The organism is Streptomyces sp. NPDC051322, from assembly GCF_040689485.1.
Lineage (GTDB): Bacteria > Actinomycetota > Actinomycetes > Streptomycetales > Streptomycetaceae > Streptomyces.
Genome location: NZ_JBFBAK010000006.1, coordinates 127,613 through 148,207, shown reverse-complemented (window position 1 = coordinate 148,207; position 20,595 = coordinate 127,613). Strand labels below are relative to the sequence as shown.

Genomic DNA, 20,595 nt, shown 5'->3' with positions numbered 1-20,595 from the left:
TTCTGCGGGATTAATCAGCTAATACCCCATATCGACCGCAAAATATCGACCCGCAAAATATCGACCTTGGCCGACTATGGAGCCTTCGTGTGGAACGCCCCACATTTTCGGCGGCTTTCAGCTGCCACCCGGCTCGTCGTCATTGCCCCTCGCCGCCGCCAGCCGCCGCGCGGCCTCAGCCACCGCGGGCCGGTCCTGATCCAGCCAGTCGACCGCGTCGATCTCGTGCGGGCCCAGCCAGCGGAGCGCGTCGTGGTCCTGCAGGGGCCGCGCCTCGCCGGCCACCAGCCTGGCCGTCCACACCTGCAGGACGTAGCCCTCCTTGAGCGGCCACTCGCCGGGAATGCGGTCCAGGGCCTCGCTCTCGACGCCCAGCTCTTCGCGCAGCTCACGCACCAGCGCCTGCTCGGCGCACTCCCCCGGCTCGACCTTGCCGCCCGGCAGCTCCCATCGACCTGCCAGCTCGGGCGGGGCGCTGCGGCGCGCGGCCAGCAGCCTGCCCCTGTCGTACAGGGCTCCGCCCACGACCACGACTACCCGGTCCGCCATGGCGCCAGCCTATCGACCGGCCGGGGCCTCCCGAACGGTCGGTCCTGCTGAACGCCCGGCCCTACTGAACCACTTGGCCGATGCGCTCCACCCAGTACAGCTGCTTGTGCCCCCGGCCGTCGAGCGTGTCGGCGATGCGCTGCGCCTCGTCCCTGGTCGCGTACTGACCGACGCGATAGCGGTTGCCGTTGTCGTCCTGACGTATCACCTGCCACGGCAGCAGGGCGGCACTGTCCGTCATCGTGCGCCCCCGTGGTGCGCCGGCGTGCAGGTCGTTGAGAGTCCCCGGGAAACCGCGTTCTGCATATGCCCGAGCGTACGCCTGACCTTTACGGAGCGGATACGTGTTTACACAAAGAGGTACGGATTCGGCCACTCTGCACTGTGCAGACCGCACACGCCGCCCCGTCGGGCCCCGGTCCACCTCCCCGCCGTCACCTCACCGGCAGGTGATACGCGATGCGGTAGCGGTCGGCGGGCACCACGATGTCCGCGGTCTCCACGGCGCGCCCCGACGCGTAGTACGTGCGGGAGATGACCACCACCACATGGCCGGGCACGCCCCCCAGGAGCAGCAGTTCCTCCGCGAGGCCGGGCCGTGCGCCGACCTCCTCCACCACGTTGTCCACCACGATGTCGATCGCGGCCATCCGCTCCACGACCCCGCACCCGCCCAGCGGACCTTCCTCGGGCAGCATCACCGGCGTCCTTCCGGTGATCTCCAGGGGTTCCCAGGAGGTGGAGAGCATCATCACCTCGCCGGCGTCGCGATAGACGTACCGGGTGCGCATCACCCGCGCCCCCTGCACAACGGCGAGCCGCAGTGCGATGTCGGCGCCCGCGGCGTCCTGCTCGCTGCTGGACTCCCAGGTGCCATGGGCCCGCTCGTCGGCCTGCTCCTGGCGGAACGGTGTCGCGCCCGTGGCCATCCGGTAGCCGGATCGGGCGATACGACGCGGGACGAGCCGTTCGCGGACGTACGTCCCCGAGCCGGACCGCCCCTCGACGAGCCCCTCGGCCATCAGCACCTTGCGCGCTTCGAGGGCGACCGTGTCGGAGACGCCGTACTCCTCCCTGATACGGGCCTGCGACGGCAGCCGGGTGTGCGGTGCCAGCGAGCCGTCGGTGATCTTCTGCCGAAGATCGCTCGCGACGCGCAGATAGGCCGGCTGCTCACCGAAAGTCACTGGCCACTCCCCCTAGAGATTGACAGACCGCAACAGCGTGGCAACCGTAGGTTGTCGACCGCAAGCAAGGGCCATGGCTTCACTCAAAGCGATGACCCCTCTTCATGCGGGGGCTTACCGGCAGTATGCCCCCCACGATTACGCTCACCTGGTGACGAAGCCCCTGTATCGCTGCCCCGCAGACTCCACCACCGCCCCCGTCGACGCGGCCCCCTGGTGCTGCCCCCGCTGCCGGGGCCCCTGGGACCTGGACTTCGACGCCGGCGCCGTCCCGCTCGGCTCGCTCGGCGGACGGGTCGGCTCACTCTGGCGGTACGAAGAGGCCCTCCCGCTGCGCGGTCCGGTCCCCGTCACTCTCGGCGAGGGCCGCACGCCGCTCGTACCGCTCACCGACGCGGTCTCCGCCAAGCTCGACTTCCTGATGCCGACGCTCTCCTTCAAGGACCGCGGCGCGGTGATGCTCGCGGAACTCGCCCGCAGGCTCGCCCCGCGCCGGGTCGTCGCCGACAGCAGCGGCAACGCGGGAACTGCGGTCGCCGCGTACTGCGCACGCGCCGGTTTGCCCTGCACGGTGTACGTACCTGCCGCGACGTCCGCCAAGAAGACCGAGCAGATCCGGGCTCACGGAGCGCACGTCGAACTCGTGGCCGGCGACCGGGAGGCCACCGCCGCCGCCGCACGTACCGCGGCCGACGAGCCCGGCACGTTCTATGCCTCGCACGTCTTCAACCCGTACTTCCTGCACGGCACCAAGACCTACGTCTACGAACTCTGGGAGGACCTGGGCGGCCGGCTCCCCGAGGTGATCGTCGTCCCCGTCGGCAACGGCACGCTGCTGCTCGGCGCCTCCCTGGCGATCGCCGAACTCCACTCCCTCGGCCTGATCACCGAACGCCCCGCGCTCTACGCGGTCCAGGCCGAGGCGGTCTCACCACTGGCCACCGCCTTCCACGCCGGAACCGACGACCTGCCCGCCGGAACCGCCACCGCGCCCACCCTGGCCGAAGGCATCGCCATCCCCCGCCCACCGCGCGCCCGCCAGATCCTCGCTGCGGTCAGGGACTCCGGCGGTACGTTCCTCACCGTGCCGGAGGACCGGATCCGCGCCGCCCAGCTGGACCTGGCAGCACGCGGACTGTTCGTCGAGCCGACCGGTGTGGCCTGCTGGGCCGCGATGGCGACGGAGCCGCTCGGAACGCGCCGGGCGGTGGTGCCGCTGTGCGGCGCGGGGGCGAAGACGGGCCTGGCGTGAACCACGGGTCCGGCCCGAGCCCCCGCGCAACGGCTACCGCCCCCGCCCCGCCAGTACCCCCTGTCAGCCCAGCAGCTTGACGATCGCCTCGGTGGTGTCCGTCTCCCCGAGCCGGGGAAACACCCGCTCCACCGAGTTCCGATGCGTCTCCGCATCCAGGTCAGTGATCGCGTCCGTGGCGATCGTCACGTGATACCCCCGCTCATGCGCCCCCCGCGCCGTCGACTCGACACCGATCGCCGTGGCGATGCCCCCGACGACCACCTGCGTGATCCCCCGCCGCCGCAGCTGCATGTCGAGGTCGGTCCCGTAGAACGCCCCCCACGTCTGCTTGGTGACGACGATGTCGCTGTCCTGCCGGTTGAGCTCGGGGACCAGTTCGGCCCAGTCGGCGGGCGGCGTGCCCTGTCGGCCGGACCCCTCGTTGCGGCCGGGGGCACCGCCGGTGACCCGTACCAGCACGACCGGGAGGTCGTGCTCGCGGAAGGCCGCGGCCAACCGTGCGGCTCGCTCGACGACCTCCTCGGCCGGGTGCACGGTCGGGTGCCCGACGATGCCCTTCTGCAGGTCGACCAGGATCAGCGCGGTCTTCGGGTCGAGGGTGGTGGCAGTCATGGGGATGGCTCACTTTCGGTTGCGGGCACGGAGCGCCCGGTCGGAGACGGTCAGTGCGACGAGCACCAGACCGAGGACTATGGAGACGGCGGCCATCAGGTGCAGTCCGCCGTCGTCGGCCCGTTGCCCGTAGGCCAGGCCGATGAGGCTGGACGCCGTGATGGCGCCCAGATATTGCGCGGTCCGCTGCAGCCCCGCCGCCGAGCCGACGGCGTCGGCCGGCGCGTGCTGGTAGACGGCGGCCTGGTTGCTGGTGCCGATGAGCCCCTGCGGGATGCCGAAGCACGCCCCGGCGAGCAGCAGCACGGCCAGCGGGGTCGCGCCGGAGGCGAAGAGCAGCACCGCGCTGCCCGCGGTGAGCAGTACGGCCGCGATCGAGAGCGGGGCGCGGATCCCCTTCGTACGGGCCCCGAGCAGCGAACAGACCAGCGCGGTCACGGACATCGGCAGCATCAGCAGGCCGGTGTGCAGCGAGGAGAAGCCGCGGCCCTCCTCCAGCCACTGGGTGAACCCGTACATCACGCAGTAGATGACCAGGTAGGCGAGGCCGTGGCGCAGGTAGGTGCGGGCCAGCGCGTGGTTACGGCCGAGCATGCGCAGGTCTATGAAGGGCCGGGGGCAGCGCAGTTGCCACCAGGTGAGGACGGCGGAGAGCGCGGCCACCGGAATCAGCAGCCACCAGGCCGGGTGGGCGAGGCCGAGCAGGAAGAAGACCAGTCCGGTGAGCGCCCCACTGAACAGCACGATGCCGAGCGGATCGAGCCCGGCCGGCTCGCTGGGCGCCGCGGCGTGGTCGTCCTTGGGGATCCAGGCGACCGCGCAGCCGAAGGCGATCAGCGCGAGCGGCACATTGACCGCGAAGATGGCGCGCCACCCCCAGGTGCCGACCAGCAGCCCGCCGAGGGTGGGTCCGACCGCCGCACTGCCGAGCGCCGCGAAGGAGAGCCGGCCCAGGACGGTACGCGGTGTGGGCCGACCGAGCCTGCGTGACTCGGCGCGCAGTACGGCCATGGCGGCGGGGTAGGCGGCGGACGTACCGACACCGAGCAGCAGCCGGGAGGCGATCAGCCAGCCGAAACCCGGGGCCAGCACCCCGACGAGGCCGGATGCGGCCACCACGACGAGACCGGCGAGGAAGACCCGGCGCGGCCCGATCGAGTCGGCGAGTCTGCCGAGCACCGGCTGGGCGACGGCGCTGGCGAGGTAGAGGATCGACACCAGCCAGACGGTCCTGGCGGCTCCGATCCCGAAGTCGTGGCCGATCGCCACCAGCGCGGTGGAGATCATGGTGGTGTTGAGCGGATTGAGCAGTGACCCCAGCAGCAGCGGGGCCGTCAGCCGCGCCCCGAACCCGGTCCCGGGCCCCGTCCCGGTCCGGACGTCCGGGTCCGTACCCGCGACCGCGACCGAGCCCCGCTGTCGCTGCTTACCGGGGGCTGTCCTCACCGGTGCACCAACCGTTCGAGCAACGCCACCGCGTCGGCGAGCGTGCGCCGCTCGGTGTCGTCCAGTTCCTCGTCGATGGCCCGGGTGAGCCAGCCCCGCTTGTCGGCCCGTACGCCCGCGAGGGTGCGGCGGCCGAGGTCGGTGACCGACATGACGGCCTGCCGTCCATCGGTGGGGTGCGGTGCCCGCGCCACCAGTCCCTGGCTCTCCAGCGCCCCGACGGTCAACCGCATCGACTGCGGCCGCACCAGCTCGGCGCGCGCCAGCGCGGCGGTGGTGGACGGCCCCTCCCGGTCGAGCAGGGCGAGCGCGGACCGCTGGGAGTGCGTCAGCTCGAGATCCGGCGACGCTTGCCTCAGTCGGCGTGCCACTCGCCCGAGCGCCACCGCCAGTTCGGCTGCGACCTGGGCGGAGGTGGGGGTGGCGGCGGCATGTTCGGCGAAGGTGTCGGCGGCATGTTCGGCGGGGCTGTCGGCCATGTCGCCACCGTACGATTTCGACAGGCAGCCTTGCAAGTTGCCCTGTCCATCTTTACGGGTACCGCGCCCGAACGATCACTCGGCGCGACGTCCGCCCCGGCGTGGCTCTCCGCCCAGCGGGAATCCCTACATCCATGAGCCACTCCACCGAAGCGCTGCTCGCGGTCGCCGGGCTCGCGTTCCTCGCGACCCTGGCGCTGACGGTCGTCCTCGCGATCCGCCTCGTCCGCGCCCGCCGCCACCTGCGCGACGCGGGCATCCCCCTCCACAGCAAGCTCGCCTTCTGGGGCGCACTGATCTACACCGTCAGTCCGGTGGACCTGCTGCCGGATCCGATCCTGCTGGACGACATCGGCGTACTGCTGTTCGCGCTGCACTCCCTCCAGGGGGCGGCGCGGCGGGTATCCGCCCGGAACTCTGGACATTCGTCCGCGAATTTTGGCACCGTGGGGCCGCCGGCCCGCTAATCGAACCCATGGCCGATATTTCGCTGGGGGTCCTCATGTCGTCCGTCCGTCTCGCCCCGGAAGCTGCCGCCTTCTACACCGCGCAGAGCGTCTTCTCCGGCCCCGGTGCTCTCACCGCCCGCTACGCGGACCTGCCCACCGACCCCGCGCGACTCGCCCGGGTGGCCCGGGACCTGATCATCCACCGGCTGGAGGGCGACGCTTTCGGCTATGACATCCCGCAGGACCGCCTCCACAACGACGCCGAGACCCGCTACATCGACGACATCCTGCGCATCATCACCGCCCGCAACGACGCACCTCTGACCCAGCACAGGGATCCCGGGGACCGTTTCGTCGGCATCTGCCGTGACATCGCCCTGCTGCACTGCTCGTTCCTGCGCCACGCCGGCATCCCCGCCCGCATCCGCTCCGGCTTCGCCGACTACTTCGACACCGACGGCTTCCACGGCGACCATGTGGTCACCGAGTACTGGGACGAACGGCGCGGCTGGCGGCTGGCCGACGCGGAACTCACCGACCCCGCGATCGCCGCACAGCACCGGATCGACTTCGACCCCATGGACGTCCCGCGCGACCGCTTCCTGATCGCCGGTTCCGCCTGGCGGTCCATCCGGGCGGGCGAAGCCGACCCCCGGACGTTCGGACTCCGGCTCCCCGGGCTTTCGCTGCTCGGGGAACCCTTCGTGGCAGGCAACATGCGCCTCGACCTCGCCGCACTGAACGGCACGGAGACACTGCTCTGGGACATCTGGGGCCCCGGATCGGGCGAGAACGAGCAGCTGACGGACGCGATGATCGAGCTGTACGACCAGGTGGCCGACGTCACCGGCGACGAGGCGGACTTCGCCGCAGCACGGAAACTCTTCACCGAGCACGACGGGCTGCGGACACCGCGCAAGGTGCTCTGCCTGGCGGCGTTCAACGGCCCCAGCGAGGTCGTACTGCGGGGCTGCTGACCGAACCCGGTCACGGGCGTCCGGCCGCCGCCGGTCCTTTGCCTCCGTAGTGCTCGCAGGGCGAAGGTCTAGGCAGGCCGGACCGATTCGAGGAGGTCCACGCAGCGACCGAGCAGGGCGATCAGCGACTCCCGTTCCTCAGCGGTGAACTCAGCAGCGAGGGCGCGTTCGACCGGGACGGCGCGGGAGTCACCGTCGGCCACGATCCGCTCCCCCTCTTCGGTGAGCCGGGTCTCCAGCACGTTCCGGTGCAGTTCGTGCCGGGCGCGGACGATCAGGCCGCGCTCCTGAAGATTCTTCAGCACGGTGTTCATCGTCGGCGGCGTGACACCGCACGCCCTGGCCAGCCCGGCGGCCGAGGCGCCCGGCTGCTCGGAGAGAAACAGCAGTGCGCCGTACTGCGGGACGGTCAGCCCGGCCGGCTTGAGCACGGCGTGCTTGGTCGCGGCGAGGCCGGCCACCCCGCCGCGAAGGTCTTCCTGAGTGCCGGTGCCGACGGCAGGACCACTGCCAACGGCCTGAAGGTGGACCGCGCCGGACGCCTGTGGGTTATCGACTCCACCGCGGGCGTCGCCGTCTACGACCTGCGGACCCGCGCCCTGCTCGCCCGGTTCGACGTGCCCGGCGGCGACGCATCCTTCGTCAATGACCTGGCCATCGCCCCGGACGGCAGTGCCTATCTCACCGACAGTTCCAGAGCGGTGGTCTACCGCGTCACACCACGCCAACTGGCGCGCGCCGAGGCACACGGCGGACGCGCCGCGCTCACCGTTCGCTTCGACCTCGCCGGCGCGCTCGCTCCGCACGCGCCGGACGCGTACACCCTCAACGGCATCGTCTCGGACGCATCGGGCCGCTATCTGCTGACCGCCGACTCGACCGGCGGCGACCTCTACCGTCTCGACCTCGGGTCCGGTGCCATCGCCCGGGTCGATCTGCAGGGCGGCAGCATGCCGCTGGCCGACGGACTCGAACTGCGCCGGAACACCCTCTGGGTGGCTCACAACACCGGTAACGCGATCAGTCGTTGGCGCCTCTCCGCCGACGGCACCCGGGCACGCCGCGAGCGGCAGATCGCCGATGTCGCCCTCCAGGTCCCCACCACCCTGGTCCACCAGGGCGGGCGCCTGCTGGTCGTCCGCTCACAGTTCGACAAGGGCGGCCCCCTGGGGCAGGGGACACCGCAGACACCGTTCACCGTCGCGGCGGTGAACGGGATCTGACTCGGTCCGGCGCCCGGCGCTTGCTCCGCCACTGACACGGCTGAGCAAGCGGTCGTCGTCGACGTCGACGACCCGGAAGGAAAGGTCCAGGTGTTCTGCGAGTGACACCACCACGGCGGCAGCCGTGGGCGACCCGTCGCGGTGGGCGCCGGATAATCCGGCCTGACGTGCGCAACGAACCGATCGGGTGTGCCGGGCCAGGAAAAATCCATGCAGGGCGACGGACCCCGCCACGAGGCTGCGCAGGTCAGCGGCGGCCGAGCGGTCAGCAAATCGCCGGGGCCGTAGGCAGCGTCGACTTGTCAGGAGGCCGCCGAAGCAGGATCACCGGGCCTCGACACCCTTCGATGACAAAGGCGCCCAGGTGTACCGGACGCGCACCCCCTGATCGCGGAGCCAGGCGGCCTCGCGGTGCCGGAGTTCGCGCGCGGACTCCGGGGCGATGGCGCTGGGCCAGCGGACGAGCACCGCGGTGACGTGGCCCGTCTGTGCCAGCTGTCTCACACGCCGCCACCCTCTGCGCTGGGCCGGGTCGGGCTCCCCGTACGTGTCGGTGACGACCTCGGCGATCGTCAGTCCGCGCTCCTGGGCGAACGCATGGCCTTCTGTCTGCGCGCGCTGCGTGGCTCCCCCGGGCGGGCACGGGGCTCGGTCGGCGCATACGTACAGCACGACGGGAGAAGCGGTTTCACCGTGCGGAGTCATGGGCGCCTTCTGTCGATGGGCCGAGGAGGAGGGGTTCCTCGCCGCGCGAAGGGATGCAGCAGGGCCGGCGCGGCCGGGATCGGCGCCGTGCCCGGCGTCGTCCGATGTCCGCGGCGTCACGGGTGGATCGCCAACTCTGCCCAGACGAGCTTGCCTTCGGCCCGCGTCGAGCGTGCGGAGCCCCAGCTGTCCGCGAGTTGCTGGACGAGGAACAGCCCTCGCCCGCTCTCCTCGCCGGGGCCGGCGCGGTGCTCGGGCGGACGGACCGGCGTACCGCCCTCGTCGTGGAGTTCGATGCGCAGGCGCCGCTCGTCGCCGGTCAGCGTGAGGCCGCACAGGACATGCCCGCTGTCGGTGTGGAGTACAGCGTTCGTGGTCAGCTCGGAGACCAGCAGTACCGCGTCGCAGCATGTGTCGCCGGGCAGCTTCCAAGCACGGAGCCGGTCGCGCACGGTGTCGCGGGCGGATCTCGCGCTGGTACGCAGGCCGGGCAGGCCGAACCAGTACTCCCGGCGCGGCACGGTCCTGACTAAAGCAGGGGTCGAGGCCGGGGCTGAGGGCATGGACAGAGTCACGGATGTCGCCTTCCAGTGCCCTCCGGGAGCGGGCGCGGCGTGGGGATGCGGGCTGCAACTCGAGCAGTGAGAAGCACAAGTCGAGGCAAGCGCCCGGCAGCCGGGAACCGAACGACGAGGTGCGACTTGACCGCTCACACAGCAACTATGCGCGTGATCGCACTCACACTGCAACCGACTCGGTGATAATTTCAGCAGCACGGGTATCACCCTGGCGTCCGGATCAAGTCGGTGTCAGAATGGCATTATTGACGGACACTCAGGAGGTTGGGCGTGAGCGAAGCCCGTTCCGGCACCAGCGCGCCGACAGTCCTGCGCATGATCCTCGGCCGCCGGCTGCAGGACATGCGGCTCGACGCCGGTGCCTCGCTGGAGGACGCGGCAAAGGCCCTGCGCGTCAAGGCCCTGACGATCCGCCGGCTGGAGAAGGCCGAGGTCGCACTGAAGCCTCTCTACGTGGAGAAGCTCCTGGAGACCTTCGGCGCGGACCGCGAGGAGATCGACGAGTTCATCGACCTGGCCGAGCAGGCCAACAAGCCCGGCTGGTGGCACTCCTATCGCGACGCCGTCCCCAGCTGGTTCACCGCCTACGTCAGCCTGGAGACCGGCGCCAAGACCCTCCGCACCTATGAACCCCAGTACGTCACCGGCCTTCTGCAGACCCCCGACTACGCGCGCGCCGTGCTGCGCGGCGGATTGCCGAACGGCAGCGAGGAGGAGCTCACACGCCGGGTGGAACTGCGGCTGCGCCGCCAGAGCCTGCTGGAGCGAAAGGACGCGCCCACGTTGTGGGTGGTCATGGAGGAAGCCGTCCTGCACCGGGCGGTGGGCAGCCCTCAGGTGATGCGAGAGCAGCTCGAGCGGCTCCTGGAGGTCTCCGAGCTCGCGCACGTCAGCCTCGACATCGTGCCCTTCACCGCGGGTGCGCATATCGGAGCGTGTGCTCCGTTCACGTATTTCCGGTTCGAGGAACCAGAGTTGCCCGACATCGTCTACAGCGAACTCCTGTCCGCCTCCGTCTACCTCGACCAGCGCGCGGACGTCGTCTCCCATCTCGAGGCGCATTCCCGCATGGCGCTGCTGACGTCGTCCGAGGACAGCAAGGCGCTCTTGAACCGCATGCGCAAGGAGTACTCATGACGACCACCGGCGAGGGCGTCTACAACGGCATGCCGGCCCGCGACCTCGGCGAACAGGGCTGGGAACGCCCCTGGAGCGGACCGAACGGCGGTCAGTGCGTCGAGACCAAACAACTCACCGACGGCCGCGTGGCCGTCCGGCAGTCGACGGACCCGGCCGGGCCGGCGCTGATCTACGCGCCGGAGGAGATCGCCGCGTTCGTCCGCGGAGTCAAGGAGGGCCTGGCCGATCACCTGACCGCCGGATGAACCGGCGGTGGGCAGCAGGGACAACGACACCGGTCCCGTTCCTGGCCTGCGGGCCGACAGACACACATGTGAAGGGGAGAACATGAGCACCAGGCACGCCGGCCGGGATCTCGACACGAGCAGGGCGCACTCGGCTCGGATGTATGACTACTTCCTCGGTGGCAAGGACCACTTCGAAATCGACGAGGCGGCGGCCCTGGTCGCCGCTGAAGCCCACCCGGGTCTCTACCTGACCGCCCGCGAAAACCGGGCGTTCATGCAGCGGGCCACCCATGTGCTGGCGCAGGAGCACGGCATCCGCCAGTGGCTCGACATCGGCACGGGCATCCCGACCGAGCCCAACCTGCACCAGATCGCCCAGTCCGTGGTGCCCGAGGCCCGCGTCGTGTACGCCGACAACGACCCGCTCGTCCTCAAGTACGCCGAACGCCTCATGCGCAGTACGACGCAGGGACGCACCGCCTACGTCGAGGCCGACGTCACCGACCCCGATACGTTGCTGAGCGCCGTGGAGGACGCGGGGGTCCTGGACTTCGACCAGCCCATCGCCCTCTCCCTCAACGCGCTCATGCACTTCATCACCGACCCGCACGACCCGTACAGCATCGTCCGTCAACTGCTCGACCCGCTCCCGGTGGGCAGCGCCCTCGCCATGAACCACTGCACGCCCGACTTCGACCCCGACACCTGGAACCAGGTCGCAGAGGCCTACACCAACTCCGGGTCCCCGGTGCAGTTCCGTTCGCACAGCGAGGTCAGCCGCTTCTTCGACGGACTCGACCTGATCGACCCCGGCATCTGCTGCTGCCACCGCTGGCGGCCCGGCAAACCGGCCACGGACGGGCCGGAGATCGCGGACGCCGAGATCAGTCTGCTGGCAGGCGTAGGCATCAAACGCTAGCCGGAAGGGCCCGGCTCCGGAGAGCCGGGCCCTTCCCACCTTGCACGTTTGGCAGATCAGCGACTGCTGGTAAGGCACCGGCTACACGTTGAAGCGGAACTCCACCACGTCTCCGTCCTGCATCACATAGTCCTTGCCCTCCATGCGGGCCTTGCCCTTGGCGCGGGCCTCGGCGACCGAGCCGGTTTCGATCAGGTCGGCGAACGAGATGACCTCGGCCTTGATGAAGCCCTTCTGGAAGTCGGTGTGGATCACACCGGCCGCCTCGGGGGCGGTCGCGCCCTTCTTGATCGTCCAGGCGCGGGATTCCTTGGGGCCTGCCGTCAGGTAGGTCTGGAGGCCCAGGGTGGCGAAGCCGACGCGGCCGAGGGTGGCCAGGCCGGGCTCCTCCTGGCCCATCGACTGAAGGAGTTCGAGGGCCTCCTCGTCGTCGAGTTCGATCAGCTCGGACTCGATCTTGGCGTTGAGGAAGATCGCTTCGGCGGGGGCGACCAGGGCGCGCTGCTCGTTCTTGAAGTCCTCGTCGACCAGCTCGTCCTCGTCGACGTTGAAGACGTAGAGGAAGGGCTTGGTGGTGAGGAGATGCAGCTCGTGGAGGAGGCGGCCCTGCTCGGTGGACGCGGTGATGCCCTTCGCGAAGAGGGTGTCGCCCGCCTCGAGGATCTTCTGGGCGGCCTCGACCGCGGCGAGAACCGCGACCTTGTCCTTCTGGAGGCGCGATTCCTTCTGCAGGCGCGGGATCGCCTTCTCGACGGACTGGAGGTCGGCGAGGATCAGCTCGGTGTTGATGGTCTCGATGTCGTCCTTGGGCGAGACCTTGCCGTCCACATGGACGACGTTCTCGTCCTTGAAGGCACGGATGACCTGGCAGATCGCGTCGGACTCACGGATGTTCGCCAGGAACTTGTTGCCCAGGCCCTCGCCCTCCGAAGCGCCGCGCACGATGCCGGCGATGTCGACGAAGTCGACCGTCGCCGGGATGGTCTTCTGCGAGTCGAAGACCTCGGCGAGCTTCGTCAGGCGCGCGTCGGGGACACCGACGACACCGACGTTCGGCTCGATGGTGGCGAACGGGTAGTTGGCCGCCAGCACGTCGTTCTTGGTCAGGGCGTTGAACAGGGTCGACTTGCCGACATTCGGCAGACCGACGATTCCGATCGTGAGCGACACGTTGGCGACTTCCCGTAGCGAGAGCTGATGTACCCGGCCCGGAGGTGGGCCGATCCCCCAGTTTACGGGCGTGTCGTGCGGTGCTCGGCGACCCGTGACGTCGAACGCATCGCCAAGCTCGTCCAAAGGGCGTGTCCAACGCCGGATTCCTCCCCCCTTGCGACCTAACGTGGTCCGGTGGAGCAGCAACCGAGTATGCGTACCTCTCGGCCCGACGGGCCCCCCGAGAAGCGAATCGCGGCGACGACGACAGCCCCCGCGACCGTCTACCGGGCATCCGCGTCCCGAGCGGGGCGGCCGGTGCCGCCCGTGGTACTGGCGCTGCGGCGGATGCCCAATCCGCGGCTGACCGGGCTCGGCGGCGGGCTGTTCTCCTGCGCGGTGATGTTCATGGTCGGCTGCCTGGACTCGCTGCTGTTCGACGGCGCTCCGTTGATGTACGGACTGCTCTTCGTGCCGGTCGGCGCGCTGACCGCCCTGTGGGTGCGCACCGCCGACCTGGTCACCGCGCCGGTCAGCGTGCCGATCGCTTTCGCGTTCGGCGCCCTGCCGATCACCGACAGCGGGGGGCTCGGCGGCCGGATCACGGCTCTGATCACCGTCCTCGCGCTGAACGCGGGCTGGCTGTACGGCGGGACGCTGGTCGCCGGGGTCATCGCGAGCGTACGGAAGGTACGGCACATCCGGCGGCGCTACCGCTGACCCGGACCGCTGACCCGGACCGCGGATCCGGGCCGCTGACCCGGGCAGGGCGGTCGAGGAGCGGTCAGCCGCTGGACGCCGCCATCGCCGCACCCACGATGCCCGCGTTGTTCTGCAGCTGGGCGGGGACGATCTCGGCGCTGACGCCCTCGATGAGCGGAAGGAACTTCTCCGCCTTGCGGCTCACGCCGCCGCCGATGATGAACAGCTCCGGCGAGAAGAGCATCTCCACATGGGCCAGATACTTCTGCACCCGGTGCGCCCAGTGCTGCCAGCTCAGGCCCTCGTCCTCCTTGGCCTTGGTCGAGGCGCGGGTCTCCGCGTCGTGGCCGTGCAGTTCGAGGTGGCCGAGCTCGGTGTTGGGTACCAGGCTGCCGCCGTGGAAGACCGCCGAGCCGATGCCGGTGCCGAAGGTGAGCAGGATGACGGTGCCCTTGCGCTTGCCGCCCGCCCCGAACGTCATCTCCGCGACGCCTGCCGCGTCACCGTCGTTCAGCACGGTGACGGGCAGGCTCAGCCGGTCACCGATGAGCTTCGCCGCGTCGACGCCGATCCAGCTCCTGTCGACGTTGGCCGCGGTGCGGACGGTGCCGTCCGCCACGACGCCGGGGAAGGTGATCCCCACCGGGCCGGACCAGGCGAAGTTACGGACGACCTCGACGACACCCCCGACGACGGAGTCGGGGGTGGCCGGATGCGGGGTCAGCACCTTGTGGCGGGCCTGGGCCAGGTCTCCGCGGTCCAGGTCAACGGGAGCACCCTTGATCCCTGATCCGCCGATGTCCACACCGAAGATCTGCATGGCCCAACGTTACGACGCGGAGCAGGCCGTTACGTAGGGGACGGCTGTACGCAGGGGACGCTGCCCTGCCGCGGCCGCTACTCGCCGGACAGCTCGGCCGCCTCGGCGCGCAGGTCGCGGCGGAGTTCCTTGGGCAGCGAGAAGGTGATCGACTCCTCGGCGGCCTTCACGATCTCCACGTCGCCGAAACCGCGCGCGGCCAGCCACTCCAGTACGCCGTCGACCAGGATCTCCGGGACCGAGGCGCCGGAGGTGACACCGACCGTGGTGACGCCGTCCAGCCAGGCCTCCTCGAGCTCTCCGGCGAAGTCGACGAGGTGGGAGGCTCGGGCGCCGGCGCCGAGGGCGACCTCGACCAGCCGTACCGAGTTCGACGAGTTCTTGGAGCCGACGACGATGACCAGATCGGCGTCGGGGCCCATCTGCTTCACCGCGGTCTGGCGGTTCTGGGTGGCGTAGCAGATGTCGTCGCTGGGCGGCGAGATCAGCTGGGGAAACTTGGTCTTCAGTGCGTCGACCGTCTCCATCGTCTCGTCGACCGAGAGCGTCGTCTGGGAGAGCCAGACCACCTTCGACTCGTCGCGGACGCTGACGTTGGCGACGTCCTCGGGTCCGTCGACCAGCGTGATGTGCTCGGGCGCCTCTCCGCTGGTGCCGACGACCTCCTCGTGGCCCTCGTGACCGATCAGCAGGATGTCGTAGTCGTCGTTGGCGTAACGGACGGCTTCCTTGTGGACCTTGGTGACCAGCGGGCAGGTGGCGTCGATGGTGGCGAGCTTGCGCTGGGCGGCCTCGTCGTGGACGACCGGTGCGACACCGTGCGCGGAGAAGACCACGATGGAGCCCTCGGGGACCTCCTGCGTCTCGTCGACGAAGACGGCGCCCTTCTTCTCCAGGGTCTGCACGACGTATTTGTTGTGGACGATCTCCTTGCGCACGTAGACGGGCGCACCGTACTGCTCGAGGGCTTTCTCGACGGCGATCACGGCACGGTCCACGCCGGCGCAGTACCCACGGGGCGCGGCGAGGAGGACACGGCGGGCGGTCGTAGCAGTCATGCCGTCCATCGTAAGGCCGTGCAGGAGGGGCCGGGGGGCCGCCTTACGGGAAGACTGCCTGCATGACTACGGACAGCGGTGGCGCGAGCAGCGCGGTCAAGGAGCCGACCCTCCGGCGGGAGCTGGGATTCCGTGACCTTGTCGTCTACGGTCTGCTCTTCATCGCGCCGATGGCCCCGGTCGGCATCTTCGGCACGCTCGACGCGAAGTCGCAGGGTGCCGTGGCGCTGGTCTACGTGCTGGCGACCATCGCCATGGCGTTCACCGCGTTCAGTTACGCACAGATGGTGCGGGTCGTTCCGCGAGCCGGTTCGGTGTTCGCCTACGCGACCAAGGGGCTCGGGAGGGGCCCCGGTTTCATCGCCGGGTGGATGGCGCTGCTCGACTATCTGCTGATTCCCGCGGTCGCGTACCTGTTCTCCGGGATCGCGATGAACTCTCTGGTGCCCTCGGTGTCGCGGTGGGTGTGGACGGCGATCGCCGTGGTGGTGACCACGCTGCTGAATCTCTGGGGGGTGAAGGCGGCCGCCCGGGTGGGGTTCGCGGTGCTGGCGCTGGAGATCGTGGCGCTGGTGGTGTTCGTGGCGGCGGCCGTCGTGGTGCTCGCGGAGGGCGGGGAACGGCGCGGCTGGCTGACCCCGTTCGCCGGCGATGCGGGGTTCTCCCTGAGCGCCGTGGTGGGGGCGGTCTCGGTCGCGGTGCTCTCCTATCTGGGGTTCGACGCGATCGCCGCGTTCGCCGAGGAGGTCACCGGGGGTTCTGCGCGGGTGGCGCGGGCGGTGCTGTTCTGTCTGGTGCTCGCGGGTGTGCTGTTCATCGTGCAGTCGTACCTGGCGGCGGTGCTCGAGCCCATGTCGTCGTTGCAACTGGCTGCGAAGCCGGTCGCTCAGGGCTCGGCCTTCTACGACACGGTGGACTCGGCCGTCGGCAGTTGGCTGCACGACCTGGTGGCGGTGAGCAAGGCGATCGGTGCCGCGTTCGCGGCGCTGGCGGGTCAGGCCGCCGCGGGCCGGCTGCTCTTCGCGATGGGCCGGGAACGGCGGCTGCCGCGGCTGCTGTCGAAGGTGAGCGCCTCCTCCGGGGTGCCGCGGATCGCGGTGTCGCTGGCCGCGGTGATCACGCTGCTGGCCGCGGTGTGGGCGGCCCGGCGCGACGACGGTCTCGACCGGCTGGTGTCGGTGGTCGACATCGGGGCGCTGACCGCCTTTTTCCTGCTGCACGCCTCGGTGGTGGGCTGGTTCGCGGTGCGCCGGCTGGGCGGCCCGGTGCGGTGGTGGCGGCATGTGGTGGCCCCGGTGGTGGGGGCGGCCATCATCGTCGCGGTGATCTGGGAGGCGTCGGGGACGGCGCTGGTGGTGGGAGCGGTATGGCTGGTGGTGGGGCTGGTGATGGTGTTCGTGACGCTGCGGCGGGACTCGTCCGAAACGCCGGACCGGGTCCGGCCACCGAAGTGAATCTGCACACCGATCACTCGGGCGACACACGATCTTCGCTTCTTCTTGCCGTACCGACCACCAGGTCACGCAGCCCGCGGTGGAGTGCCCGGCCGATCGGTCCGAGTGTGAAGGCCCGGAAACGCGCACCTTTCGGTGCTGCGGAGAATGTGCCACCACTTCATGGACGAACCGACACGTGAAATGCCGTCCGAGAAGAAGAGATTCACGAGAGCAATTCGACCTGCTGGCTTTGCGGTCCTCGCACATGCTTTGCTCTTCGCGGTGCGGAAGCCCGGGTGACGGATCACGCCCGTCGGGCCCGGTGACGCACCACTCCCGCGATCGCAGCCTGTCCGGCCCGCCGGCCAGGGAGCGGTCGCATCCATTTCTCATGCCACTCGTATGCCACTCGAAGGGGAACGCACCTCATGACTTCGGCCTTCCAGATTGCGACCCAGGAAATCTCCGAGAACGAGCTGGACGCCATGTCCGGCGGCGTCGGCGGCGGCGTGACCGTGGCGGGCGGCGTCGACGGCCTCGTGCCGGCCGGCTTCAGCCTCTCCACCCAGGGCGGCGCCGACATATCGGCGCTCACCGGCCTCACCGGCCTGGCCGGCGGCCTCACGGGGCTCGTTCCCACCGTCTGAGCGGACTCCACAGCGCGTAGCCCGGGCCGTCCAGGTCCGGGCTACGCGCCGTTCGGCACTGCCGGGTTGTCCGAGGCGGCCTATACGCTCGCAACCATGGCTGTGAACACGTCCGCGGATGCCCCCCTGCCGGTGGGGCAGGTGTCGCGGCTGATCGGTGGCTGGATCGACCGGCTCGGCGCGGTGTGGGTGGAGGGTCAGATCACTCAGCTCTCGCGCCGGCCGGGCGCCGGCGTGGTGTTCCTGACGCTGCGCGACCCGTCGTACGACATCTCGGTGTCCGTGACCTGCTTCCGGCAGGTGTTCGACGCGGTTGCCGATGTGGTGTCGGAGGGTGCCCGGATCGTCGTGTACGCGAAGCCGGAGTGGTACGCGCCGCGGGGGCAGCTTTCGCTGCGGGCCGTGGAGATAAAGCCGGTCGGTATCGGCGAGTTGCTGGCCCGGCTGGAGAGACTGAAGAAGTCGCTGGCCGGCGAGGGGTTGTTCGCCCTGGACCGCAAGCGGCCGCTGCCTTTCCTGCCGCAGCTGATCGGACTGGTCACCGGCCGGGCGTCGGCGGCCGAGCGCGACGTGCTGGAGAACGCGCGGCGGCGGTGGCCCGCCGTGCGGTTCGAGGTGCGGAACGTGGCGGTGCAGGGCGTCCACGCGGTGCCTCAGGTAGTCGATGCGGTCCAGGAGCTCGACCGGCTGCCGGACGTGGACGTGATCGTCGTGGCACGGGGCGGCGGCAGCGTGGAGGACCTGTTGCCGTTCTCCGACGAGCAGCTGATCAGGGCGGTGGCGGCCTGCGACACACCGGTCGTGTCGGCGATCGGGCACGAGCCGGACTCGCCCCTGCTGGATCTGGTGGCGGACGTGCGGGCCTCCACGCCGACGGATGCGGCGAAGAAGGTCGTGCCGGACGTCGGCGAGGAACTCGACCGGGTGCGGCTGCTGCGGGACCGCTCGCTGCGGACGCTGCGGGGCCTGCTCGACCGGGAGCAGCGCGGTCTGGCGGCCGCGCTGGCCAGGCCCTGCATGGAGCGGCCGCAGCGGATGGTGGAGGAGCGCGAGGAGATGGTCGACGCACTCGTCGACCGGAGCAGACGCACCCTGCGGCATCTGCTCGACCGCGCGGACTCGGAGCTCTCGCACACCCGCGCCCGAGTGGTCGCGCTGTCCCCTGCGGCGACGCTGGAGCGGGGATATGCGGTGCTGCAGCGGGCGGACGGTGCGGTGGTGCGGTCGCCGGACGACGTCTCGGACGGGGAGCCGCTGCGGGCCCGGGTGTCCGGCGGGGAGTTGCACGTCGCTGTCGCTTCGCGCGGGGGCGCGCTGCCGGGCCAGTCGGACGGGCAGCCGCGGGGGCAGTCGCCGCATGACGGTCAGCCATGACGGTGAGCAGGGCGGTCGCCGGATGAGGAACGGGAAGAACCGGATGGGGCGAGTTCAGGGTGGATGAGATGGCCGAGGCCAAGCCGGATGAAACGGCGCTGGGATACGAGCAGGCTCGGGACGAGCTGATCGACGTGGTGCGTCGGCTGGAGGCCGGGGGTACGACGCTGGAGGAGTCCCTCGCCCTGTGGGAACGGGGCGAGGAGCTGGCGAAGGTGTGCCGGGGGTGGCTGGAGGGGGCGCGGGCGCGTTTGGACGCGGCGCTCGCGGGTGCGGAAGCGGAGGAGGAGTAGCGGGAGGCGCCCGGCCCGCGTCGCCGACGCTGTGAGGCCCGTCACCCGACCCCGGATTTAGTTGAAACTTAATACATCGCGGTCGTACAGTCGGAGCATCGCTTGATCCACCGTATGCCCGGAAGGTACGAAAGATGTCGCTCGTTCTCGACCCCGCCGCCCAGGACCTCCTCTTCCGTGAGGCCCGCACCGCCAACACGTTTTCCGACGAGCCGGTGACCGAGGAGCAGGTGCAGGCGATCTACGACCTGGTCAAGTACGGGCCGACCGCCTTCAACCAGTCGCCGCTGCGGGTCACCCTGGTCCGCTCCCCCGAGGCGCGCGAGCGCCTGGTGCCGCTGATGGCCGAGGGCAACCGGCCGAAGACCAGCAGCGCACCGCTGGTCGCGATCCTCTCCGCGGACAACGAGTTCCACGAGGAGCTCCCGCAGCTGTTCCCGCACTTCCCGCAGGCCAAGGACGCCTTCTTCTCCGAGCGCCCGGTCCGCGAGCAGGCCGCCACGCTGAACGCCGCCCTGCAGGCCGGTTACTTCATCGTGGGTGTCCGCGCCGCCGGTCTTGCCGCAGGACCGATGACGGGCTTCGACTTCGCCGCCGTCCAGAAGGAGTTCCTGGATGACGACCACACCCCGCTGATGATCGTCAACATCGGCAAGCCGGGCGAGGACGCCTGGTTCCCGCGCAGCCCGCGGCTCGCCTTCGACGAGGTCGTCACCACCGTCTGAGTCCGGCCCGCAGCAAGCGGAAGGCCGCCGTTCCCCTCCGGGAACGGCGGCCTTCGGCCGTATCTCAGGAGCTCTGCGCCGGCTTGCCCTCCGCCTGCAGCGCCGAGGCCATCTCCGCCAACTGGTCGTACGGCGCGGTCCCCATCACCACCGTCGTCGAGCCCTTGTCCTGGCGCACCAGAGCGTCGTACTTCGGGCCCTTCCAGCGCTGCCAGCTCTTGCCGTCCACCTGCTGGGTCTTCGCGGTTTTCGACGCGTCCCGGGTCACCGTCGTCACGAACTTCTCCGCGTCCCCGGTGGACTGCTCGACCGCGACGTACTGGCCCTCCGGGTCCAGGAACCCGAGGTGCCAGGCGTTGCCGTCCTGCTCCGCGTAGGAGACCGACGTCGGCTTCCACTTGGCGGAGAGCCCCACCGGCGCCTCCACCGGATAGGGGGCCGCGCGCTGCGCGGAAAGCAGTTCGACGCGGTAGTCGACCGCCTTGGTCGGTTCGGAGTTGCCACCATGCGGTACGAATACGTAGATGCACGCGACGACGGCGCCGATCACCGCCATCGACTGAACCAGTCCGCGCACCGTCTGCTTGCCTCGGGTAGCTGCCACTCCCCCATGGTCTCAGGTCACCGTCACGCTCATCCGTG

The 20,595-nt window shown here is 70.1% G+C and carries 26 protein-coding genes; 13 read left to right on the top strand and 13 right to left on the bottom strand.

Going from position 1 to position 20,595, the window contains the following annotated elements; genetic code table 11:
• Positions 1 to 117 precede the first annotated feature (117 nt).
• The 3 genes from AB0436_RS16030 to AB0436_RS16020 form a co-directional block, all read right to left on the bottom strand.
• Positions 118 to 549 carry a (deoxy)nucleoside triphosphate pyrophosphohydrolase gene (locus AB0436_RS16030; protein ID WP_366468470.1) on the bottom strand — a complete coding sequence of 144 codons (432 nt, stop codon included), beginning with the start codon at positions 547 to 549 and terminating at the stop codon, positions 118 to 120.
• A 61-nt stretch (positions 550 to 610) separates the two neighbouring features.
• Entirely contained in the window at positions 611 to 790 is a 180-nt protein-coding gene (locus AB0436_RS16025; protein WP_365849762.1) for an SPOR domain-containing protein, read from the bottom strand.
• A gap of 193 nt (positions 791 to 983) precedes the next feature.
• Positions 984 to 1,736 carry a GntR family transcriptional regulator gene (locus AB0436_RS16020; RefSeq protein ID WP_366468469.1) on the bottom strand — a complete coding sequence of 251 codons (753 nt, stop codon included), beginning with the start codon at positions 1,734 to 1,736 and terminating at the stop codon, positions 984 to 986.
• A 151-nt stretch (positions 1,737 to 1,887) separates the two neighbouring features.
• Between AB0436_RS16020 and AB0436_RS16015 the strand changes: the two genes are divergently transcribed.
• Positions 1,888 to 2,988 (top strand): threonine synthase, encoded by a 1,101-nt coding sequence (locus AB0436_RS16015; RefSeq protein ID WP_366468468.1) that lies wholly within the window; start codon positions 1,888 to 1,890, stop codon positions 2,986 to 2,988.
• A 63-nt stretch (positions 2,989 to 3,051) separates the two neighbouring features.
• Here the strand turns inward: AB0436_RS16015 and AB0436_RS16010 are convergent, their stop codons facing one another.
• The 3 genes from AB0436_RS16010 to AB0436_RS16000 form a co-directional block, all read right to left on the bottom strand.
• Positions 3,052 to 3,603 carry an isochorismatase family protein gene (locus tag AB0436_RS16010; RefSeq protein WP_366468467.1) on the bottom strand — a complete coding sequence of 184 codons (552 nt, stop codon included), beginning with the start codon at positions 3,601 to 3,603 and terminating at the stop codon, positions 3,052 to 3,054.
• A gap of 9 nt (positions 3,604 to 3,612) precedes the next feature.
• Complete coding sequence (locus AB0436_RS16005) at positions 3,613 to 4,941, bottom strand: MFS transporter (RefSeq protein WP_366468726.1); 1,329 nt, start codon at positions 4,939 to 4,941, stop codon at positions 3,613 to 3,615.
• 104 nt (positions 4,942 to 5,045) lie between these two features.
• The gene (locus tag AB0436_RS16000; RefSeq protein ID WP_366468466.1) at positions 5,046 to 5,528 is read right to left on the bottom strand and encodes a MarR family transcriptional regulator; all 483 of its coding nucleotides are present in this window, start codon (positions 5,526 to 5,528) and stop codon (positions 5,046 to 5,048) included.
• Between the two features lie 134 nt (positions 5,529 to 5,662).
• Here AB0436_RS16000 and AB0436_RS15995 point away from each other — a divergent pair, with 134 nt between their 5' ends.
• Together AB0436_RS15995 and AB0436_RS15990 are read left to right on the top strand one after the other, a co-directional pair.
• On the top strand, positions 5,663 to 5,995 hold the full coding sequence (locus AB0436_RS15995) for a YkvA family protein (protein ID WP_366468465.1): 333 nt from the start codon (positions 5,663 to 5,665) through the stop codon (positions 5,993 to 5,995).
• 8 nt (positions 5,996 to 6,003) lie between these two features.
• Positions 6,004 to 6,954, top strand: a complete 951-nt coding sequence (locus tag AB0436_RS15990; RefSeq protein ID WP_366468464.1) for a transglutaminase domain-containing protein — start codon at positions 6,004 to 6,006, stop codon at positions 6,952 to 6,954.
• A gap of 68 nt (positions 6,955 to 7,022) precedes the next feature.
• Here the strand turns inward: AB0436_RS15990 and AB0436_RS15985 are convergent, their stop codons facing one another.
• On the bottom strand, positions 7,023 to 7,415 hold the full coding sequence (locus AB0436_RS15985) for a MarR family transcriptional regulator (protein WP_366468463.1): 393 nt from the start codon (positions 7,413 to 7,415) through the stop codon (positions 7,023 to 7,025).
• Between AB0436_RS15985 and AB0436_RS15980 the strand changes: the two genes are divergently transcribed.
• On the top strand, positions 7,389 to 8,177 hold the full coding sequence (locus AB0436_RS15980) for an SMP-30/gluconolactonase/LRE family protein (RefSeq protein ID WP_366468462.1): 789 nt from the start codon (positions 7,389 to 7,391) through the stop codon (positions 8,175 to 8,177). The genes AB0436_RS15985 and AB0436_RS15980 overlap by 27 nt on opposite strands.
• A gap of 324 nt (positions 8,178 to 8,501) precedes the next feature.
• Here the strand turns inward: AB0436_RS15980 and AB0436_RS15975 are convergent, their stop codons facing one another.
• The gene (locus AB0436_RS15975; protein WP_366468461.1) at positions 8,502 to 8,882 is read right to left on the bottom strand and encodes a hypothetical protein; all 381 of its coding nucleotides are present in this window, start codon (positions 8,880 to 8,882) and stop codon (positions 8,502 to 8,504) included.
• Positions 8,883 to 8,998: 116 nt separating this feature from the next.
• Entirely contained in the window at positions 8,999 to 9,403 is a 405-nt protein-coding gene (locus tag AB0436_RS15970; protein WP_366468460.1) for an ATP-binding protein, read from the bottom strand.
• Between the two features lie 327 nt (positions 9,404 to 9,730).
• Here AB0436_RS15970 and AB0436_RS15965 point away from each other — a divergent pair, with 327 nt between their 5' ends.
• From AB0436_RS15965 to AB0436_RS15955, 3 genes are all read left to right on the top strand, one after another.
• On the top strand, positions 9,731 to 10,597 hold the full coding sequence (locus tag AB0436_RS15965; RefSeq protein WP_366468459.1) for a helix-turn-helix transcriptional regulator: 867 nt from the start codon (positions 9,731 to 9,733) through the stop codon (positions 10,595 to 10,597).
• Positions 10,594 to 10,845, top strand: coding sequence for a DUF397 domain-containing protein (locus AB0436_RS15960; protein ID WP_365849783.1), 252 nt, complete (start codon positions 10,594 to 10,596; stop codon positions 10,843 to 10,845). The genes AB0436_RS15965 and AB0436_RS15960 overlap by 4 nt, the downstream gene beginning before the upstream one ends.
• An 82-nt stretch (positions 10,846 to 10,927) precedes the next feature.
• Positions 10,928 to 11,746, top strand: coding sequence for an SAM-dependent methyltransferase (locus AB0436_RS15955; RefSeq protein WP_366468458.1), 819 nt, complete (start codon positions 10,928 to 10,930; stop codon positions 11,744 to 11,746).
• A gap of 81 nt (positions 11,747 to 11,827) precedes the next feature.
• On the opposite strand, the gene ychF is transcribed toward AB0436_RS15955, so the two are convergent.
• Positions 11,828 to 12,916, bottom strand: a complete 1,089-nt coding sequence (gene ychF / locus AB0436_RS15950) for a redox-regulated ATPase YchF (RefSeq protein WP_366468457.1) — start codon at positions 12,914 to 12,916, stop codon at positions 11,828 to 11,830.
• Between the two features lie 330 nt (positions 12,917 to 13,246).
• Between ychF and AB0436_RS15945 the strand changes: the two genes are divergently transcribed.
• The gene (locus AB0436_RS15945) at positions 13,247 to 13,618 is read left to right on the top strand and encodes a DUF6542 domain-containing protein (RefSeq protein ID WP_366468725.1); all 372 of its coding nucleotides are present in this window, start codon (positions 13,247 to 13,249) and stop codon (positions 13,616 to 13,618) included.
• 64 nt (positions 13,619 to 13,682) lie between these two features.
• Here the strand turns inward: AB0436_RS15945 and ppgK are convergent, their stop codons facing one another.
• Positions 13,683 to 14,420: a polyphosphate--glucose phosphotransferase gene (ppgK, locus tag AB0436_RS15940; protein ID WP_366468456.1), complete on the bottom strand. Its 738-nt coding sequence runs from the start codon at positions 14,418 to 14,420 to the stop codon at positions 13,683 to 13,685.
• A gap of 77 nt (positions 14,421 to 14,497) precedes the next feature.
• A complete protein-coding gene (locus tag AB0436_RS15935; protein ID WP_366468455.1) occupies positions 14,498 to 15,478 on the bottom strand; it encodes a 4-hydroxy-3-methylbut-2-enyl diphosphate reductase in 981 nt (326 codons plus the stop codon).
• A 62-nt stretch (positions 15,479 to 15,540) separates the two neighbouring features.
• On the opposite strand from AB0436_RS15935, the gene AB0436_RS15930 reads away from it, so the two are divergent.
• The 5 genes from AB0436_RS15930 to AB0436_RS15910 all read left to right on the top strand — a co-directional run bounded on the left by AB0436_RS15930 (position 15,541) and on the right by AB0436_RS15910 (position 19,953).
• Positions 15,541 to 16,932, top strand: coding sequence for an APC family permease (locus AB0436_RS15930; protein WP_366468454.1), 1,392 nt, complete (start codon positions 15,541 to 15,543; stop codon positions 16,930 to 16,932).
• Between the two features lie 410 nt (positions 16,933 to 17,342).
• Complete coding sequence (locus AB0436_RS15925; protein WP_365849798.1) at positions 17,343 to 17,561, top strand: hypothetical protein; 219 nt, start codon at positions 17,343 to 17,345, stop codon at positions 17,559 to 17,561.
• A gap of 96 nt (positions 17,562 to 17,657) precedes the next feature.
• Positions 17,658 to 18,935, top strand: coding sequence for an exodeoxyribonuclease VII large subunit (gene xseA, locus AB0436_RS15920; protein ID WP_366468453.1), 1,278 nt, complete (start codon positions 17,658 to 17,660; stop codon positions 18,933 to 18,935).
• Positions 18,936 to 19,003: 68 nt separating this feature from the next.
• A complete protein-coding gene (locus tag AB0436_RS15915; RefSeq protein WP_366468452.1) occupies positions 19,004 to 19,228 on the top strand; it encodes an exodeoxyribonuclease VII small subunit in 225 nt (74 codons plus the stop codon).
• A gap of 134 nt (positions 19,229 to 19,362) precedes the next feature.
• Positions 19,363 to 19,953 (top strand): malonic semialdehyde reductase, encoded by a 591-nt coding sequence (locus AB0436_RS15910; protein WP_366468451.1) that lies wholly within the window; start codon positions 19,363 to 19,365, stop codon positions 19,951 to 19,953.
• A 64-nt stretch (positions 19,954 to 20,017) separates the two neighbouring features.
• Here AB0436_RS15910 and AB0436_RS15905 read toward each other — a convergent pair whose 3' ends face one another.
• A complete protein-coding gene (locus AB0436_RS15905; protein WP_366468450.1) occupies positions 20,018 to 20,557 on the bottom strand; it encodes a DUF4245 domain-containing protein in 540 nt (179 codons plus the stop codon).
• Positions 20,558 to 20,595: the final 38 nt, after the last annotated feature.

What these genes read in the sequence shown, in the direction of transcription:
- AB0436_RS15960 (WP_365849783.1), top strand. Translation starts at nt 10,594, where the DNA reads ATGACGACCACCGGCGAGGGCGTCTACAACGGCATGCCGGCCCGCGAC.
- AB0436_RS16025 (WP_365849762.1), bottom strand. Translation starts at nt 790, where the DNA reads ATGACGGACAGTGCCGCCCTGCTGCCGTGGCAGGTGATACGTCAGGAC.
- AB0436_RS16000 (WP_366468466.1), bottom strand. Translation starts at nt 5,528, where the DNA reads ATGGCCGACAGCCCCGCCGAACATGCCGCCGACACCTTCGCCGAACAT.
- AB0436_RS15925 (WP_365849798.1), top strand. Translation starts at nt 17,343, where the DNA reads ATGACTTCGGCCTTCCAGATTGCGACCCAGGAAATCTCCGAGAACGAG.
- AB0436_RS16030 (WP_366468470.1), bottom strand. Translation starts at nt 549, where the DNA reads ATGGCGGACCGGGTAGTCGTGGTCGTGGGCGGAGCCCTGTACGACAGG.
- AB0436_RS15945 (WP_366468725.1), top strand. Translation starts at nt 13,247, where the DNA reads ATGCCCAATCCGCGGCTGACCGGGCTCGGCGGCGGGCTGTTCTCCTGC.
- AB0436_RS15935 (WP_366468455.1), bottom strand. Translation starts at nt 15,478, where the DNA reads ATGACTGCTACGACCGCCCGCCGTGTCCTCCTCGCCGCGCCCCGTGGG.
- AB0436_RS15975 (WP_366468461.1), bottom strand. Translation starts at nt 8,882, where the DNA reads ATGACTCCGCACGGTGAAACCGCTTCTCCCGTCGTGCTGTACGTATGC.
- AB0436_RS15915 (WP_366468452.1), top strand. Translation starts at nt 19,004, where the DNA reads ATGGCCGAGGCCAAGCCGGATGAAACGGCGCTGGGATACGAGCAGGCT.
- AB0436_RS15955 (WP_366468458.1), top strand. Translation starts at nt 10,928, where the DNA reads ATGAGCACCAGGCACGCCGGCCGGGATCTCGACACGAGCAGGGCGCAC.
- AB0436_RS15995 (WP_366468465.1), top strand. Translation starts at nt 5,663, where the DNA reads ATGAGCCACTCCACCGAAGCGCTGCTCGCGGTCGCCGGGCTCGCGTTC.
- AB0436_RS16010 (WP_366468467.1), bottom strand. Translation starts at nt 3,603, where the DNA reads ATGACTGCCACCACCCTCGACCCGAAGACCGCGCTGATCCTGGTCGAC.
- ppgK (WP_366468456.1), bottom strand. Translation starts at nt 14,420, where the DNA reads ATGCAGATCTTCGGTGTGGACATCGGCGGATCAGGGATCAAGGGTGCT.
- AB0436_RS15930 (WP_366468454.1), top strand. Translation starts at nt 15,541, where the DNA reads ATGACTACGGACAGCGGTGGCGCGAGCAGCGCGGTCAAGGAGCCGACC.
- AB0436_RS15910 (WP_366468451.1), top strand. Translation starts at nt 19,363, where the DNA reads ATGTCGCTCGTTCTCGACCCCGCCGCCCAGGACCTCCTCTTCCGTGAG.
- AB0436_RS15990 (WP_366468464.1), top strand. Translation starts at nt 6,004, where the DNA reads ATGGCCGATATTTCGCTGGGGGTCCTCATGTCGTCCGTCCGTCTCGCC.
- xseA (WP_366468453.1), top strand. Translation starts at nt 17,658, where the DNA reads ATGGCTGTGAACACGTCCGCGGATGCCCCCCTGCCGGTGGGGCAGGTG.